This window comes from Rhizobium sp. N122, assembly GCF_002211295.1.
Lineage (GTDB): Bacteria > Pseudomonadota > Alphaproteobacteria > Rhizobiales > Rhizobiaceae > Rhizobium.
The window spans coordinates 254911-270891 of record NZ_LOKU01000001.1 but is presented as its reverse complement, the minus strand read 5'-3'; the positions used below and the strand labels follow the sequence as shown (position 1 = coordinate 270891).

Sequence of the window (15981 nt, the reverse complement as noted above, 5' to 3'; positions counted from 1 at the left end):
GAAAAGGCCAAAGCTACAAGCCCAACCCCGGAGTTGCCGTCCGGTGTACACCCTTCGGCACGAAGACGAAGCGATCCGACAGGCCGAGAAAATCGGCCGCCAGGTGAATGACCGAAAGCCACATTTCCGTGCCCTGCAAGCTCGGTTCACCACCGTTGGCGAAGGGGAATCCTTCGCCATCCCGCCATCTATCCGGGGCTCGCGAAATGAGATTGCGGGCAATCGCCTCGCCATCGGCCCGCCGGTAATCGGTCTGCCGGGCAATCAGCAGCAACGGATGGATCGTGTCGAGCAGGTTGCAGGCATTGTATTTCTGAGCAACGAAGCCCGTGTGATTGCGATAATTGAGATGAACCGTTTCGAGCGCGGCATGCGGGTGGGGGAGCGGCATGCCGAACTGCGCGTAGGTGCCACGCGTCAGTCGGTAAAAGCCGTTCACCGGCTGGAGCCATCCTTCGAGCGCAGTCGGTTCGCCCCATAGCCCAGAGATTCTGTTGGCATTGCGGCTCAGCCACTCGAACAACTGCTGGCGTGAATCCCTGATGCCGAAATACTTGGCATTGAAATAGATGGCCGTTCCGATGGCGTCGACCACGCTGCCGGCGTGCCATGCCCGGCTCGACCAGGGTAGGGCGCCTAACCACTGGTCCAGCTCGTCAGCATTGAGTTGCACCGCTGGGATGGGATGCCGTGGCCCGGAGCCGAGCAGTTCAAGCGCATAGCCGACCGAAAGCACATTGTAGAGCGCTTTCGGATCCTCCCTCAACGTCCGGCCATGCACCTGCGAACGCTCTTCCGGGAAAAAGCCTGTCTCCTCGTCCTGGAGACCTTGGAGAAGCTCGATGGTCTCCGACCGATCGAGCCCGGGCGGCATATGGCCGAAGCCGGCTGCGATCTCGATTGCATCGCAGAGATGCCGGATCGCCGGTCTCCTGACACCGTCCGCTTCCAGTGATTCATAGGCCTCAGGTGTTTTCCAGCGTGCGAGAATGTCCGGCCATTGCTCTTTCGCTTTCTGGCCAAGCCTGAGCAGCTGATCTTCGATATCCGCAGCGCCGGATTTCCTGGCCGCCGCACCGCGGCGCCGCAGCACCTTTGCCGGCACGCCGCCGGCAATCGACAAGGCGGGGATGTCCTGCGTGACCACAGCCCCGGCGGCGATCACCGCGCCATTTCCAATGGTGACACCATCGAGGATCACGCAATTGGCGCCGATCCAGACATCGTCGCCGATGACGATGCCGATGCTGACGACGCCCTGGCGATGGATAGGTCGATCAGGATCGTCGAAGCCATGATTGAAACCAACGATCGACGCATGCGAGGCGATCCGTACGCCATTGCCGCAGGTCACCTTGCCGGAAACGCAGGCATAGGGGTTGATCGAGCAATCGTCGCCGAGGATCACATCACCCCGAACCAGCGCGTGCCCCGCAATCCAGGACCGCTCGCCCACCGTCAGGCTTTCGGTGAAGATCGCGGCCTGTTCGGCTATATAGGACGTCTCGGCCAATTCGGCGCTGCATGAGCGTCTGAGCTCCGCCTTGCGGGCGAGGTGAGCGGGATGATCGAGATCTGCCGCGATGCGCTCCCAGGGAAGAAATTGAAGCCTGCGCGCTTCCCGTTGCTCGTTCGCCGATGCTTGCGGGCCGTTGGCGTGATCCATCTGTTCCTCAATATCGATGTCGACCGCCGACCGTCCGTCTGGCTTCAGCGACCCTGCCTTGCAGTGCATCAGATGGTGTGATTCGTGCGAAAGCAAGACCGGATCGAGCGGTCGATCGGACAAAGGGGCGCAACCTATTGCGCCCCTAGATCACCGGCCATTAGCGAGCGCTGTCGATGATGGCGCCGCCGTCCGGGGTAAGGCTGTAGCCGGTGATGAACTGCGAATCTTTGCTGGCAAGGAACAGGACGACCGGTGCAATGTCCTCTTCCGGCGAGCCGAAACGAGCCAGGGCATTCGCTGGCGGAGGAACCTCCTTTTCGGCAGCGCCCCAGGTGTCCGCGATCGGCAGGACGTTATTCACCGTGATCTTGTCGGCACCCCATTCGCGTGCCGCCGTGCGGGTCAGCGCGCGCACTGCCTCCTTGGCCATGTTGTAAGGGCCATAACCGGCCAGTCCGCTGGTGGCCGCCATGGAGCCGAAGTTGATGATACGGCCTTCTCCGCTTTCCCTCAGGTGAGGATAGCAAGCCTGCATGAAGCGCACATAGGCGATCGGCCCGGTGTGGAAGTTCCGTTGCAACTGCTCGACCGAGAGGTCGACAACCGAAGACAAGACCGCGGAACCATCGAAAGCGTTGTTTACGAGAATGTCGATGCGGCCATATACGGCGACAACCTTGTCCACCGCGGCCGTGATCCGGTCGGTCTCTCCGACGTCGCAGATGACGCCGAGTGCCGCGCCGCCCGCTTCGACGATCTCTGCGACGACACGTTCGACGCCTTCTGATGTTCGCGAGAGAATTGCGACCTTCGCGCCTTCGGAGGCAAAGAGCTTAGCAGTGGCGCGGCCAATGCCGCGGCTTGCGCCTGTGACGATGGCAACTTTTCCATTGAGTCGACCCATCTCTATCTCCTTGATTGGGGTTGGGGTTATTGGGCGTCAGCGCATAGCGGCGTGAACGTAGGGGGAGGGGACCATGCGGGCGTCGTTCTGCGTCATGAACGAGGTGACGAGCAGCGCCAGGCCGATCGCCGCGGGCAGGGCGCCGGCGGGTTTTCGAACGCCGATATGCGCGAGGCCCGAGAGCAGCAGGTGGAAGAAGATGCCGGCATAGGCGAGATCGCTGAGCGGCATGCTGACGCGTGAAAGGATCGCGACCGGGCCGAGAACCTTGATGACGATCATGAATGGAATGAGATAGGAAGCCTTGTATCCGAGTTCCGCCAGAACCTGGCGAACCCAGTCTCGCTTGGTGACATAGATGGTGGCTGAGGCGAGGTAGAGCGCGGACAGAAGTGCCGTGCTGATCCAGTAGACGTAATATTCAGGCATGAGTTCATCTCTGTCGCTGCCCACGCAGCAACATTCCTCTCGTCGAGTCTGTCGGTTTGTTTTGAGAAGCGGTTTTCCTGCGCCCTCTTGTGCGTGCAGAGAAATGTCGTCTAACATTTATATTTGCAAGTAGGATGATTTACTTGCTGTTAGTATGGAAAAGCAGACCATGGCCGAAGGCGAAGTCAATATGCATGAAGAGATGCGGCGGGCCTTCGCGCTGCTCTCCGGCAAATGGAAGCTGGAAGTCATGTGGCTGCTTAATCAGCGGGTCTATCGGTTCGGCGAATTGAGAAAGGCTATTCCCGGCATCACCCAACACATGCTGACGGCGCAACTTCGCGAACTCGAAGCGGACGGTTTGGTATCCCGCACCATCTTTGCGGAGGTTCCTCCGCGCGTCGAATATGAGATCACGCAAAAAGCGCGGGGCCTCGGCCCCACGATGGAAGCTTTGACCGCATGGTGGAACGAGTACGGCAAAAGCGTGCCGGTGAAGCCGAGCGCACGCGGGCGGAAAGCGAGAGATCGCTGAACTGCTTCACAATCACGAAAGGCTCGAACCGAATTTGTCCCAGCCTTCCTTGATCGTCTCCATCGCCACATTCGTCGAGGTGTTGGCAACGTGGGGCAGCGTCGAGATCCGTTCGCCCAGCACGCGGCGGTAGCGGCCGATGTCGCGGGTGCGGATCTTCAGGAGATAGTCGAACCGGCCGGCGATCATATGGCATTCCTCGACTTCCCGGATCTTCTTGATGGCCTCGTTGAAGCTTTTCAGCGCATCCTCGCGGGTGTCGGAAAGCTTCACCTCGACGAAGGCGATGTGGTCGAGCTGCATTTTCGACGGATTGAGAACCGCCTTGAAGCCTTCGATATAGCCGTCGCTGATCAGTCGTTTGAAGCGAATCTGGCATGGTGTCTTCGAAAGCCCGACGCGCGCGGCGAGATCGGTGATCGACAGCCTGCCGTCCTCGGCGAGTGCCGCGAGGATCTTTCTGTCGAACTGGTCTAATTCACTAAAGACGTCGGTTTCTGTGGCCATTTTAACTCTCAGTTATCTGTTTATAGGTTCATACAGGTTGAAAACCGTTGAAATCAAGTGAGATCGTGATTTGCGACTGTGTTAGATTATGCGTCGGCACTGGGAGGAAGGGCGCAGCCGCTTGGCGCATTGCCAGGCCCGGTAGCTGCGACGCGCAAACAGGGGGCATAGATGCACGAGAGAAAAGCCGATGGCGATCAAAAACCCGATCTGCTCGCTCACTACCGGCCGGTGGCGATAAGAGCGGTCGCAGCCGCATTCACCCTCAAGCGCGACAAGCCCCATGCGCGTCCGCTTCACGAGACGGAATATTCCGGCCCGATTTTTACGGATAGTGACACCTGGGACGACGAGCCCGGTGTTCCATTTATCCGTTAGACGCAACATTCACTAATCAGGGACTCCCATGTTGAACGCAGCGATCGACCCCGCTTCCTCCCAAGAACCCGCTGGCGGCGCGCCCTTCGCCGCCTTTGCCCCGCCGATCCGGCCGCAATCGGACCTTCGCCAGGCGATCACGGCAGCCTATCGCCGTCCGGAAACCGAATGCCTGCCGCCGCTCGTTGCGGCCGCGCGCGTTTCCGAGGCGAAACGTTATGACATCCGCAGCACCGCCCGCACTCTGATCGAGGCGCTGCGCGCCAAGCATAAGGGCACCGGCGTCGAAGGGCTGGTGCAGGAATATTCGCTGTCCAGCCAGGAAGGCGTGGCGCTGATGTGCCTTGCAGAAGCGCTGCTGCGTATTCCCGATACCGACACCCGCGACGCGCTGATCCGCGACAAGATCGCCGAGGGCAACTGGACCTCCCATATCGGCGGCGGCAAATCGATGTTCGTCAACGCTGCCACCTGGGGCCTCGTCGTCACCGGCAAGCTGACCTCGACGGTCAACGACCGCAGCCTGTCGGCGGCGCTGACGCGGCTGATTGCGCGCGCCGGCGAGCCGGTCATCCGCCGCGGCGTCGATATGGCGATGCGCATGATGGGCGAGCAGTTCGTCACCGGCGAGACGATCGAGGAGGCGCTGAAGCGCGCCCGGCCGCTCGAAGCGCGGGGCTTCCGCTATTCCTATGACATGCTGGGCGAGGCTGCGACGACCGCTGCCGACGCTGAACGTTATTTCAAGGACTACGAAAAGGCGATCCATGCCATCGGCAAGGCGTCGGACGGACGCGGCATCTATGACGGCCCTGGCATTTCGATCAAGCTTTCGGCCTTGCATCCCCGTTACGTCAGGGCGCAGGCCGGCCGGGTGATGGGTGAGCTGCTGCCGAAGGTCAAGGCGCTCGCCGTTCTCGCCAAGTCCTACGATATCGGCCTCAATATCGATGCGGAAGAGGCCGACCGGCTGGAGCTTTCGCTCGATCTGCTCGAGGACCTTTGCTTTGCCGCTGATCTCGCAGGCTGGAACGGCCTTGGATTCGTCGTCCAGGCCTATGGCAAGCGCTGCCCCTTCGTGCTCGACTATGTCATCGACCTCGCCCGACGCTCCGGGCGCCGGATGATGGTCCGTCTGGTCAAGGGCGCCTATTGGGATGCGGAGATCAAGCGCGCCCAGCTCGACGGTCTCGACGATTATCCGGTCTATACCCGCAAGATCTATACCGACGTTGCCTATATCGCCTGCGCGCGCAAGCTGCTAAACGCACCCGATGCCGTCTTCCCGCAGTTTGCCAGCCATAATGCGCAGACGCTGGCGACGATCTATCATCTCGCCGGTCCCGATTTTGCGGTCGGCAAATACGAGTTCCAGTGCCTGCACGGCATGGGCGAACCACTCTATGACGAAGTCGTCGGCAAGGAAAAGCTCGATCGGCCCTGCCGCATCTATGCGCCTGTCGGAACACATGAGACGCTGCTCGCCTATCTGGTGCGGCGTCTTCTGGAAAACGGCGCCAATTCCTCCTTCGTGCACCGCATCTCCGATCCACACGTCTCGGTCGAGGCGCTGATTGCCGATCCCGCCGAGACCGTTGCCGCCATGCCGGTCGTCGGCGCACCTCACGTGCAGATCGCCGCGCCGAAGGCGCTTTACGGCAGCGCCCGCGCCAATTCTGACGGTCTCGATCTCTCGAACGAGACGACGCTTTCCGACCTGGCTGAGACGCTCGCCGCCTCGGCTGCCAGCCCATGGCACGCGCTTCCGATCCTTGCCGATGGCTCCACGGATGGGGTGACGCGTGATGTCCTCAATCCTGCCGATCATGGCGATGTCGTCGGCACGGTCACCGAACTGAAGGTCGAAGAGGCGGCCCGTATCGTTGCGATGGCGGCCGAGTACGCGCCGCAATGGGCCTCGGTGCCGCCGGCTGAGCGTGCGGCCTGCCTGGAGCGGGCGGCCGACATCATGCAGGCCCGCATCAAGACGCTGATGGGCATCATCATGCGCGAGGCCGGCAAATCCGCCGCCAATGCCGTCGGCGAGGTGCGGGAGGCAATCGACTTCCTACGTTATTACGCCGAACAGGCGCGCAAGACGCTCGGGCCGTCCCATGCGCCCCTCGGGCCAATCGTCTGCATCAGCCCGTGGAATTTCCCGCTGGCGATCTTCACCGGGCAGGTGGCCGCCGCATTGGTGGCCGGCAATCCCGTGCTTGCCAAACCCGCCGGCGTCACGCCGATCATCGCCTCGGAGAGCGTCAAGATCCTCCACGAGGCGGGCGTGCCAGTGGCCGCCCTGCAATTCGTGCCCGGCAGCGGCCGCCTCGGCGCCGGCATGGTGGGTGCTGCGGAAACGGCAGGCGTCATGTTTACCGGCTCGACCGAAGTCGCTCGGATGATCCAGGCGCAGCTGGCCGAACGGCTGTCTTCATCAGGCAAGCCGATCCCGCTGATTGCCGAAACCGGCGGCCAGAACGGCATGATCGTCGATTCCTCGGCTCTGGCCGAGCAGGTGGTGGCCGACGTCATTGCCTCGGCTTTCGACAGCGCCGGCCAGCGCTGCTCGGCGCTCCGCGTGCTCTGCCTGCAGGACGATGTGGCCGACCGGACGCTCAACATGCTGAAGGGCGCATTCCGCGAGCTGACGATCGGCCGTACCGACCGGCTGAGCATCGATGTCGGGCCTGTCATCAACGATGGCGCAAAGGCCGAGATTGACCAGCATATCGAGCAAATGCGCGGCGCCGGCCGCAAGGTGGATCAGCTGCGGCTGCCCGAAAGTGCTGCCGCCGGAACCTTCGTTCCACCGACGATCATCGAGATCAAGTCCCTGTCGGACCTGACGCGGGAAATCTTCGGACCGGTCCTGCATGTCGTCCGCTTCAAGCGAAACGGGCTCGACCGCCTGATCGACGACATCAATGCATCGGGTTACGGCCTCACCTTCGGCCTTCACACCCGCCTCGACGAGACGATCGCGCATGTGACGAGCCGCATCAAGGCCGGCAACCTCTACGTCAACCGCAACATCATCGGCGCCGTGGTCGGGGTGCAGCCTTTCGGCGGACGCGGCCTGTCGGGAACCGGTCCGAAGGCAGGCGGTCCACTCTATATCGGGCGTCTGGTGCAGCGCGCGCCGGTGCCGCCGCAGCAGGATTCCGTTCACACGGACCTTGCCCTTCGCGACTATATCGTCTGGCTCGACAAGAAGGGCTTGCCGGGCGAGGGCGAGGCGGCGCGCGGCTATGCGAGCCGCTCGGCGCTCGGGCTTGAGCGCGAACTCACCGGCCCGGTCGGCGAGCGAAATCTCTACGCGCTCCATCCCCGCGGCCGCATTCTTGCCGTGCCGCAGACCGAAAGCGGGCTCCATCGCCAGATCGCCGCAGCCCTGTCGACCGGCAACCACGTCGTCGTGGATGCGGGCTCCTTAGCGAAATCGGTCCTGGCGGACCTGCCGGCGGCCGTCGCCGGCCGGGTTTCCTGGACGTCGGATTGGGAAAAGGACGGGCCGTTCTCCGGCGCACTGGTCGAAGGCGATCGCGACAGGGTTCTGGTCGTCAACCGGAAGATTGCTGCTCTGCCGGGGCCGCTTCTGCTGGTCCAGGCAGCGACGAGCGAGGAACTGACGAGCGATTCCGAGGCCTATTGCCTGAATTGGCTGCTGGAGGAGGTGTCCACGTCGATCAACACCGCCGCAGCCGGCGGCAATGCCAGCTTGATGGCGATCGGCTGAGAAAACGAGACGACGGCGCGCAAATGCGCCCTCGGTCGCCGTTTCGCATGTCCCGAAAAACTCGACACTATTGACCATTTTTTTAAGAGTTCTGGCTATCGTCACGATCTGGCGCGACGACTGCCAATCGTGGTCACTCCGACTTGACCGCCGTGGCTGTATGTCGATGTGATTGGTCGCGCCGGAGAAGCAGGCAATTTGCTGGGGTGGGGGCTTCCTTATGGCGTTGATTGACCGACTGTTGCAGCGTATGCGGATCGTGACGAAGGTGCTCTTCTTCGTGGTGCCGCTGATCGTACTGATCGCCGGCATCGGTCTTTTCGGTTATTTCACCGCCGGTACGCTCAACGGCCAGATGACGCTGACCCGGCAGACGATCGATACGCTTTCCAGTTTTCAGCAGCTGCGATCTGCGCTGACTGCCTTTACCGATCTTCCCAGTGCGGCCACGCGCGATCGATTGATCGCCAGCATCTCCGATCAGCAGAAGGGCGCGGCAACGCTCGATGCCATGCTGATCGATCCTGCGCAAAAGCAGCAGATCGCCGCGGTGCGCGAACTCGGGCCTAAGATGCAAGGCGGCGCCGACGCGCTTTGGGCCGTGTCGCAGGAGCGCGTCAGTACAGAACAGGCGATCGACGACGCAGTGGCCGGGCTGTTTAAGGAAAGCCAGACGGCGCGCAAACAGCTCGACGTTCTCCAGGATCAGGCGAATGGCAAAGAGGCCTTCGTCCGAGCGCTTCTTCTCGATGCCTCGGCCTATAAGAATCTCGCGGGACGCATTGCGAAACTGCGCAAGGCGACCGCAGCGGTAGCCGACCCTCAGAAGCTCGGCCAGGCTATCGGCAGCCTTCTGCCGCCGCTCGTCAAAGAGGTCGCCGACAGCGGGGCGCTTGCCTCCGACAAGGCCCAGAGCCAGATTGCTGCGCTGAAGCCGGTCCTGGACAAGCTCGCCCCCATGGCCAAGGACAGCAACCTGACGCTCGAAGCTTACGCTGCCGTCGATCAGGATCTGCAGGGCCTTCAGGAGCAATTTGCAAAACTCGCTTCCGGCAATGCGGACACGGCGATCGAGCGCTTTACCGGCATGGACGCGAGCATATCGACACTTCGTTCGATGGTGGCGATCGTCAATGCCGCCTTCAAATCGATCGACGATCTGCGCCTGCACCTCAGCGAACTGAACAGGCGGGTGGATGCCGCGTCGCGGGATGCGGTTCTCGCCGATCTAAAGGCATTGCGCGATAGCGCTGCAAAGCTTGTCCCCCTGAGCGGGAAGAATGCCGCGCTGCAGGATCTTGCCAAGAAGATCGAACCGTCTCTTGCGACGATCGAGAAGGACACGTCGCTGCTGATATCGATTGCCGACCGGTGGCGCGTGGACAAGGAGGCGGCGACCGCGCTTGTGGCCGACGCAAGCCACACGCTGGAACAATTCGTCAGCACGGCGCAGGAGAGCGGCAGGGAAATCAGCCAGCGCTCGGCGACGATGTCGCTCGCGGCGATGATCGCCGGCACTGTGCTTGCGATCATCGGCGGCCTCATGCTGATCGAAACTCTGCGCGGGCCGCTGAAGCGGATCACCCAGACGATGATGCGGCTTGCCGACGGCGATCTGAATGTTCCGATCGGCGACGGCAAGCGCGGCGACGAGATCGGCGACATGATCCGCTCGGTGACTGTCTTCCGCGACCAGGCGCTTGAGAAGACCCGGCTGGAAGAGGTCGCCGAGACGAACAGGGCGCGCGACGAACGGGAGCAGTCCCGCCGCGCCGCCGAGCAGGCGCGCATCGAGGCGGAGCAGAGTGAGGCCCTGAACGCGCTCTCCGACATGCTCGGCAAGCTCGCCAATGGCAACCTCGCCGCCGAGATGAGCGAGGATCTCGCCGCCGACTACGTCGCCATGGCCCGCACCTACAATCACGCCATCGATGCGCTGCGGCTGACGCTCGCCGAGGTTCGCAACACCACCTACGAGATCGCAGAGGGCAGCACCAATCTTTCAGGAGCCGCCGACGATCTGGCGCGGCGCACGGAACAGCAGGCCGCAGCCCTTGAGGAAAGCTCGCGCGTGCTCGGCGAACTGACCGACAGCGTGCGGACGACCGCCGAAAACGCCCGCCAGACATCGCTTTCGGTCGCGGAAGCCCACCGCCAGGCGGAGCATTCCGCAGCCGTCGTCGCCAAAGCCGTCGACGCCATGGGCGCCATCAACCGGTCATCCGAGAAAGTCACCAGCATCATCGGCGTGATCGACGAAATCGCCTTCCAGACCAATCTTCTGGCCCTGAATGCGGGCGTGGAAGCGGCGCGCGCAGGAGAGGCCGGCAGAGGTTTCGCCGTCGTCGCCCAAGAGGTGCGCGAGCTTGCCCAGCGCTGCGCCAAGGCGGCCCGCGAGATCAAGGATCTCATCTCCAACAGCGCATCGCAGGTCGGCGCCGGCGTCACGCTCGTCGAGGAAACCGGCCATGCGCTTTCTGCCATCATGAAGCACTTCACCTCGATCAACGGTCTGGTGCAGGTCATCTCGGCTTCGACGACCACCCAGTACAAGGGCATCGACGAGGTGAACAACGCCGTTCGCGACGTCGAGCACATCACCCAGCACAACGCCGCCATGGTGGAGGAAAACACCGCGGAAATTCATCGGCTTCGGCAGCAGGTGGAACTATTGAACGAAAGAATTTCCCACTTTCAGACTGTTGCCGCCGATGGCCGCAGGGCCTCCTTCGCCAGCAGCCCCCGGATGTCCGTGGCCTCCTGAACAAGTGCTGCCCGGTTTTTTTGAGGGGACAAGGCGCTCACGCCAGGTGCGTTCTCCTTCGTCCGCGCCGTATCTAAAAATCCGCCACTTTGCCCCAGGCGGATTTCCCGAAGCGGTCCGGGTGATAGGGCCGGGGGTCGACGATCGGCTCATCGCCCGTGACGATATCGGCAATCAGATGACCGGCGCCCGGTCCGATGCCGAAGCCATGGCCGCTGAAGCCCGCGGCGAGGATGAAACCCGGAAGCGTGGCGATCTCGCCGATCCCCGGCACACCATCGGGCGTGCTGTCGATATAGCCAGCCCAGGTCGCGTTGATACCGGTTTTCTTCAAGGCGGGTAGAAGCTCGAGCGCCCGCGCATGCGTCAGGCGGATGGTGGCCTGGTTGATTGCCGGGTCGAGGATGCGCATACGCTCCATCGGCGTCGGCCTGTCGAGGCGCCAGCGTGCAAGAGACTCGTGACCGGAACGAAATCCCTCCAAGCCGCCGGGTGCGAGACTGCGCCACCGCCGGGCGAACATCGGCAGGAATTGTGGTGCGAAGCGGAACTGCTGCGCGGTGGGATCGACACGGCCGCGGCCGCTGATCGCCAGCGTGTAGCCGCCATTGCTGCGGCGTGTGACGGAGACCGCGGATGTGTGCAGCGCATCCGGCAGGCCGGCGGCACCCGGCGAAACGGAAAGGATCGACGAACGGATCGATGCCTGCGGAAATCGAATGCCGAGCTGGCGGCAGAAGGAGGAAGCCCAGGCACCGCCGGCCAGGATCGCAAATTTTGTCCGGATCGTGCCGTGTTCGGTGACGACGCCGGCGATCCGGCCGCCTTCGATGTCGATGCCGCGGGCCGCACAGGATTGATGCACCGTGCCGCCGAGCTTCAGGATGGCCCGCGCGACGGCCGGTGCTGCACGGGCCGGATCGGCGGTGCCGTCGGTCGGCGAAAACACTCCGCCTTTCCACGAGGCGCCGGTGGCGCGCCCGCGTTCGGTTGCCTCTGCGCTGCTCAGCATATGCGTCGTGACGCCGACCGACCGCGCGAAATCGCGCCAGCGCGCCCAGCCGGCCAGTTCCTCGTCGTTATTGCTGAGATAGAAGAGGCCGCAGCGGCGAAAACCGGTATCCTCATCAGTCTCGGCAGCGAAGCGCTCCCACAGATCGAGGCTCTTCGTCGACATCGGCAGCTCACGGGCGTCGCGGTTCTGCTGCCGGCACCAGCCCCAGTTGCGGCTCGATTGTTCCGCCCCGACAAGACCTTTCTCGACGAGGGCAACCTTCAATCCGCGCCGGGCAAGATAATAGGCCGCGAAAATGCCGACGATACCGCCGCCGATCACCACCGCATCGGCGGCAGCGGGGAGCTCCGGCGTGGTATCGACGCGATCGAGCGGTGCAGGCATGGCGGTGTCTCCGTTTCATACTCTAGAGCGGTTCAGCCTTTCACCGAAGCGCAGAACCTCTCTAACATTTTGTTTTTACGTGATTCCGGGGCGGAACGTTGTCGGACAAACGATCACCACGGTAACCTCATTGCCGACAATAGGCCCGCACCAGTTCAGGATCCTGCTGGAGACTGTCGAGCCAAGCCGGATCGAGCGTCGGCACCGAGGAGAAGAGCAGCTGCGAATAGGGGTGCGTCGGCGCCTTCACCGTCGAGGGCGTGATTTCCTCGACCTTCCGGCCGCCATACATCACGACGATCTCGTCGCAAATCGCCTCCACGACCGAGAGGTCATGGCTGATGAAGATGTAGGAGAGGCCGAGTTCGCGCTGCAATTCCTTGAGCAGGTCGATGACCGCGGCCGCGACCACCGTGTCGAGCGCCGAGGTGATCTCGTCGCAGAGGATCAGCTTCGGATCGGCGGCGAGTGCGCGAGCGAAGTTGACGCGCTGCTTCTGGCCGCCCGAGAGTTCTCCCGGCCGGCGATGGCGCAGGCTGCGGGGCAGGCGCACCATGTCGAGCAGCTGATCGATCCGGGCGTTTCGCGCCTGCCGGTCCATGCGGTGGTAGAAAACCAGGGGCCTGGCGAGGATGTCCTCCACCGATTTTGCCGGGTTGAGAGCGGTATCGGCATATTGGAAAACGATCTGCATCTCGCGCAACTGGTTGCGCGAGCGCTCGCGGGCGCTGCGGCGCAGTTCGGTGCCGTCGAAGACGATCTTGCCGATTGCGGCCGGCAGGATGCCGGCGATGGTGCGGGCAAGCGTCGACTTGCCGCAACCGGATTCGCCGATAATGCCGAGGTTTCGCCCTTTCTCCACCTTCAGGCTGACATGCTCGACGGCGCGAACGAGAGGCAGGCCGTCGGCCTGGAGCTGTCCATAGCCGGCGACGAGATCTTCGATTTTCAGAAGCGGCGCCGTCACATTTGCGGCCAGTTCGGCTGCGCCGCGCGATTTCGGCTCAAAGGCTGCGAGCAGCTCTCTGGTGTAGGGATGCTTCGCGTTGTTGAGTATCTCGTTGGTGGTGCCGGTTTCCTGGGTTTCCCCGCCTTTCAACACGACGATGCGATCGGCGATCTGGGCGACGACGGCAAGGTCGTGCGAGACGTAGACGCCCGCTATGCCGCCCTTCTTCATCACCGACTTGAAAGCGCGCAGAACTTCGATCTGGGTGGTCACATCGAGCGCCGTCGTCGGCTCGTCGAAGATGACGAGGGTGGGGTCGCCGATCAGCGCCATGGCGGCGGCCAGGCGCTGTAGCTGGCCGCCGGACACCTGATGCGGATAGCGGCTGCCGATCGTCTCAGGTTCCGGCAGCGACAGCGCCCGGAAGAGCTCGACTGCCCGGGCGCGTGCATCGTCCGGCGACATCAGCCGATGAATCCGTGTGACTTCGATCACCTGGTCCATGATCGTCGTCGCCGGGTTGAAGGCGGCGGCGGCGGATTGCGGGACATAGGCGACTTTGGTGCCGCGCACCTTGGCGCGCTGCTTCTCGCTGAGCGTGACCATGTCCTTGCCGCCGACCGAAACGCTGCCGCCGGTGATGCGGCAGCCCGCGCGGGTATGGCCCATCAGGGTCAGAGCGATGGTTGTCTTGCCCGAGCCGCTCTCACCGATCAGTGCGACGATCTCGCCCTCGGCAACGTCGAGGCTGACACCTTTGATGATCTCGACACGCCGGCCGGAATCGGTGGTGGCCTCGATCTTCAGGTCGCGGATTTCAATGAAATTGCTCATGACACGCTCCGGTCGCGAATCTTCTGCGGCAGGTTGTCTATCAGCAGGTTGACGCTGATCGTCAGACTAGCGATCGCCAGCGAGGGAAACATCACCGCCGGCGCGCCGAACGGCAGCCCGCCGATATTCTCGCGCACCAGCGCTCCCCAATCGGCATAGGGCGGCTGCACGCCGAGGCCCAGGAAGGAAAGCCCGGAAAGGAGCAGAACGATGAAGACGAAGCGAATTCCGAGGTCGGCTAGCACCGGCCCGACGATGTTGGGCAGGATTTCCGAGCGGATGAGATAGAGGGTGCTTTCGCCGCGGATGCGCGCGACCGTGATGAAATCCATCGCATTGATGTTGACGGCGAGCGCCCGGGCGAAGCGATAGGCGCCGGGAATGTAGATCACCGACAGCGTCAGGACCAGGACCGGGACCGAGGAACCGACGGCCGCGACCACCACCAGGCCGAACAGCTTGCTCGGAATGGAATTGAGGGCATCGAGGAAGCGGCTGAGGATCGTGTCCGGCCAGCCGCCGGCGACCGCGGCGATCATGCCGAGCACGACACCGCTGAAGCAGGCGATCGTCACCGCCGCCAGCGAGATGCCAACCGTGTACCGCGCGCCCATCAGAATCCGCGAGAGCATGTCGCGGCCGAGATAGTCGGAGCCGAGCCAGAGTTGCCGGCTCATCGGGCCGAAATAGTCGAGATCGACAATCTCGCCGACAGGGTAGGGGATGATCAACGGCGCGAAGATCGCGACGAGCGCCCAGGAGAGGATGACGGCAAGCCCGATCGCGCCGACGATGTTGAAGCGATAGCCGAACGAGGTTCCGGACAGCCGGCCGGAGGTGGTTTCGGATGTGCTCATGGTCATCGGAGCCTCGGATTGGAAAGGATGGCGATGATATCGGCGATGGTGATCAAGAGCAGATAGCCCAGGCAGAAGATCATCGCGCAGCTCTGGATCAGCGGCAGGTCGCGGGTGGCGACGGCATCCAGCATCAGCTTGGCGATACCGGGATAATTGAAAATCGTCTCGACGATGATGACGCCTCCGAGCAGATAGGACAGGGACAGTGCGACGGCATTGACGATCGGGCCCAGCGCATTGGGCAGTGCATGGCGAAAGACGATGCGCGGCCGGGAGGCTCCCTTCAGCAACGCCATTTCGACATAGGGTGTGTTGAGCGTCTCGATGACGGCCGCGCGCGTCATGCGGATCATCTGCGCCGAGACGACGAAGGTGAGGGTGATCACCGGCATGGCATAGACACGCAACATGTCGGCCAGGCTGTGTATTTCATTGGCGAAAGACAGCGCCGGCAGCCATTTCAGATAGACGGCGAAGATCAGCGCGGCGGAGGTCGCGACCATGAACTCCGGTACGGAGATGACGCCGATGGTGATCACGGTGACGATCCGGTCGTAAAGCGTGCCGCGCAGCATTGCCGCGGTGATCCCGAGCGTCAGCGCGATCGGCACGGAGAAGAGCGCGGTGACGCCGGCGAGCTTCAGCGTATTGACGAAGCGGCCGGCAATAAGATCGGCGATCGGCATCTGGTTGGCGTAGGAGGTGCCAAGGTCGCCCTGCAGCAGTCCGACGGACCAGCGCAGGAAACGAAAGAGCGCCGGCTCGTCGAGATGCATCGCCTTGCGAAGACCTTCGACGGCTTCCGGCGTGGCCGCCTGGCCAAGCAGGATCGCCGCGGTGTCTCCCGGCAGCAGCGTTGTCGCGAAGAACACGGCGAAGGAGACGATCACCAGGGTGATCAGGGCGATGAGCAATCTGCCCAGCACAAGGGATAAGACCTGGTTGTTCACGCGCGGCTCCCTTTTGGCGTTCGAGTTGAGCTTCAGCGATCAAATGGCGGAGCCGGGGCGCGATTGC

12 protein-coding genes are annotated in these 15981 nt (G+C 62.9%); 4 read left to right on the top strand and 8 right to left on the bottom strand.

Going from position 1 to position 15981, the window contains the following annotated elements:
• Positions 1 to 13: 13 nt before the first annotated feature.
• From ATY75_RS01195 to ATY75_RS01185, 3 genes are all read right to left on the bottom strand, one after another.
• A complete protein-coding gene (locus tag ATY75_RS01195) occupies positions 14 to 1666 on the bottom strand; it encodes an acyltransferase (protein ID WP_088936246.1) in 1653 nt (550 codons plus the stop codon).
• Between the two features lie 160 nt (positions 1667 to 1826).
• Positions 1827 to 2573 (bottom strand): SDR family oxidoreductase, encoded by a 747-nt coding sequence (locus tag ATY75_RS01190; RefSeq protein WP_088936120.1) that lies wholly within the window; start codon positions 2571 to 2573, stop codon positions 1827 to 1829.
• 36 nt (positions 2574 to 2609) lie between these two features.
• On the bottom strand, positions 2610 to 3002 hold the full coding sequence (locus tag ATY75_RS01185; protein ID WP_088936119.1) for a DoxX family protein: 393 nt from the start codon (positions 3000 to 3002) through the stop codon (positions 2610 to 2612).
• 154 nt (positions 3003 to 3156) lie between these two features.
• Here ATY75_RS01185 and ATY75_RS01180 point away from each other — a divergent pair, with 154 nt between their 5' ends.
• Positions 3157 to 3537, top strand: a complete 381-nt coding sequence (locus ATY75_RS01180; protein WP_088936118.1) for a helix-turn-helix domain-containing protein — start codon at positions 3157 to 3159, stop codon at positions 3535 to 3537.
• Between the two features lie 12 nt (positions 3538 to 3549).
• Here ATY75_RS01180 and ATY75_RS01175 read toward each other — a convergent pair whose 3' ends face one another.
• A complete protein-coding gene (locus tag ATY75_RS01175) occupies positions 3550 to 4044 on the bottom strand; it encodes an Lrp/AsnC ligand binding domain-containing protein (RefSeq protein WP_088936117.1) in 495 nt (164 codons plus the stop codon).
• Positions 4045 to 4215: 171 nt separating this feature from the next.
• On the opposite strand from ATY75_RS01175, the gene ATY75_RS01170 reads away from it, so the two are divergent.
• The 3 genes from ATY75_RS01170 to ATY75_RS01160 all read left to right on the top strand — a co-directional run bounded on the left by ATY75_RS01170 (position 4216) and on the right by ATY75_RS01160 (position 10922).
• Complete coding sequence (locus ATY75_RS01170; RefSeq protein ID WP_064844657.1) at positions 4216 to 4422, top strand: hypothetical protein; 207 nt, start codon at positions 4216 to 4218, stop codon at positions 4420 to 4422.
• A gap of 28 nt (positions 4423 to 4450) precedes the next feature.
• Entirely contained in the window at positions 4451 to 8158 is a 3708-nt protein-coding gene (putA, locus tag ATY75_RS01165; RefSeq protein WP_088936116.1) for a trifunctional transcriptional regulator/proline dehydrogenase/L-glutamate gamma-semialdehyde dehydrogenase, read from the top strand.
• Between the two features lie 220 nt (positions 8159 to 8378).
• The gene (locus tag ATY75_RS01160; protein WP_088936115.1) at positions 8379 to 10922 is read left to right on the top strand and encodes a methyl-accepting chemotaxis protein; all 2544 of its coding nucleotides are present in this window, start codon (positions 8379 to 8381) and stop codon (positions 10920 to 10922) included.
• 73 nt (positions 10923 to 10995) lie between these two features.
• Here ATY75_RS01160 and ATY75_RS01155 read toward each other — a convergent pair whose 3' ends face one another.
• The 4 genes from ATY75_RS01155 to ATY75_RS01140 all read right to left on the bottom strand — a co-directional run bounded on the left by ATY75_RS01155 (position 10996) and on the right by ATY75_RS01140 (position 15914).
• Entirely contained in the window at positions 10996 to 12321 is a 1326-nt protein-coding gene (locus ATY75_RS01155) for an FAD-binding oxidoreductase (RefSeq protein ID WP_088936114.1), read from the bottom strand.
• 127 nt (positions 12322 to 12448) lie between these two features.
• Positions 12449 to 14104, bottom strand: coding sequence for an ABC transporter ATP-binding protein (locus ATY75_RS01150; protein ID WP_088936113.1), 1656 nt, complete (start codon positions 14102 to 14104; stop codon positions 12449 to 12451).
• Positions 14101 to 14967 (bottom strand): ABC transporter permease, encoded by an 867-nt coding sequence (locus ATY75_RS01145; RefSeq protein WP_088936112.1) that lies wholly within the window; start codon positions 14965 to 14967, stop codon positions 14101 to 14103. The genes ATY75_RS01150 and ATY75_RS01145 overlap by 4 nt, the downstream gene beginning before the upstream one ends.
• Positions 14964 to 15914 carry an ABC transporter permease gene (locus tag ATY75_RS01140; protein WP_064844640.1) on the bottom strand — a complete coding sequence of 317 codons (951 nt, stop codon included), beginning with the start codon at positions 15912 to 15914 and terminating at the stop codon, positions 14964 to 14966. Before ATY75_RS01140 ends, ATY75_RS01145 begins: the two co-directional genes overlap by 4 nt.
• Positions 15915 to 15981: the final 67 nt, after the last annotated feature.

Bases quoted from the DNA above. Each gene is read 5' to 3' on its own strand.
- ATY75_RS01195 (WP_088936246.1), bottom strand. From the start codon at position 1,666: ATGGATCACGCCAACGGCCCGCAAGCATCGGCGAACGAGCAACGGGAA.
- ATY75_RS01190 (WP_088936120.1), bottom strand. From the start codon at position 2,573: ATGGGTCGACTCAATGGAAAAGTTGCCATCGTCACAGGCGCAAGCCGC.
- ATY75_RS01185 (WP_088936119.1), bottom strand. From the start codon at position 3,002: ATGCCTGAATATTACGTCTACTGGATCAGCACGGCACTTCTGTCCGCG.
- ATY75_RS01180 (WP_088936118.1), top strand. From the start codon at position 3,157: ATGGAAAAGCAGACCATGGCCGAAGGCGAAGTCAATATGCATGAAGAG.
- ATY75_RS01175 (WP_088936117.1), bottom strand. From the start codon at position 4,044: ATGGCCACAGAAACCGACGTCTTTAGTGAATTAGACCAGTTCGACAGA.
- ATY75_RS01170 (WP_064844657.1), top strand. From the start codon at position 4,216: ATGCACGAGAGAAAAGCCGATGGCGATCAAAAACCCGATCTGCTCGCT.
- putA (WP_088936116.1), top strand. From the start codon at position 4,451: ATGTTGAACGCAGCGATCGACCCCGCTTCCTCCCAAGAACCCGCTGGC.
- ATY75_RS01160 (WP_088936115.1), top strand. From the start codon at position 8,379: ATGGCGTTGATTGACCGACTGTTGCAGCGTATGCGGATCGTGACGAAG.
- ATY75_RS01155 (WP_088936114.1), bottom strand. From the start codon at position 12,321: ATGCCTGCACCGCTCGATCGCGTCGATACCACGCCGGAGCTCCCCGCT.
- ATY75_RS01150 (WP_088936113.1), bottom strand. From the start codon at position 14,104: ATGAGCAATTTCATTGAAATCCGCGACCTGAAGATCGAGGCCACCACC.
- ATY75_RS01145 (WP_088936112.1), bottom strand. From the start codon at position 14,967: ATGACCATGAGCACATCCGAAACCACCTCCGGCCGGCTGTCCGGAACC.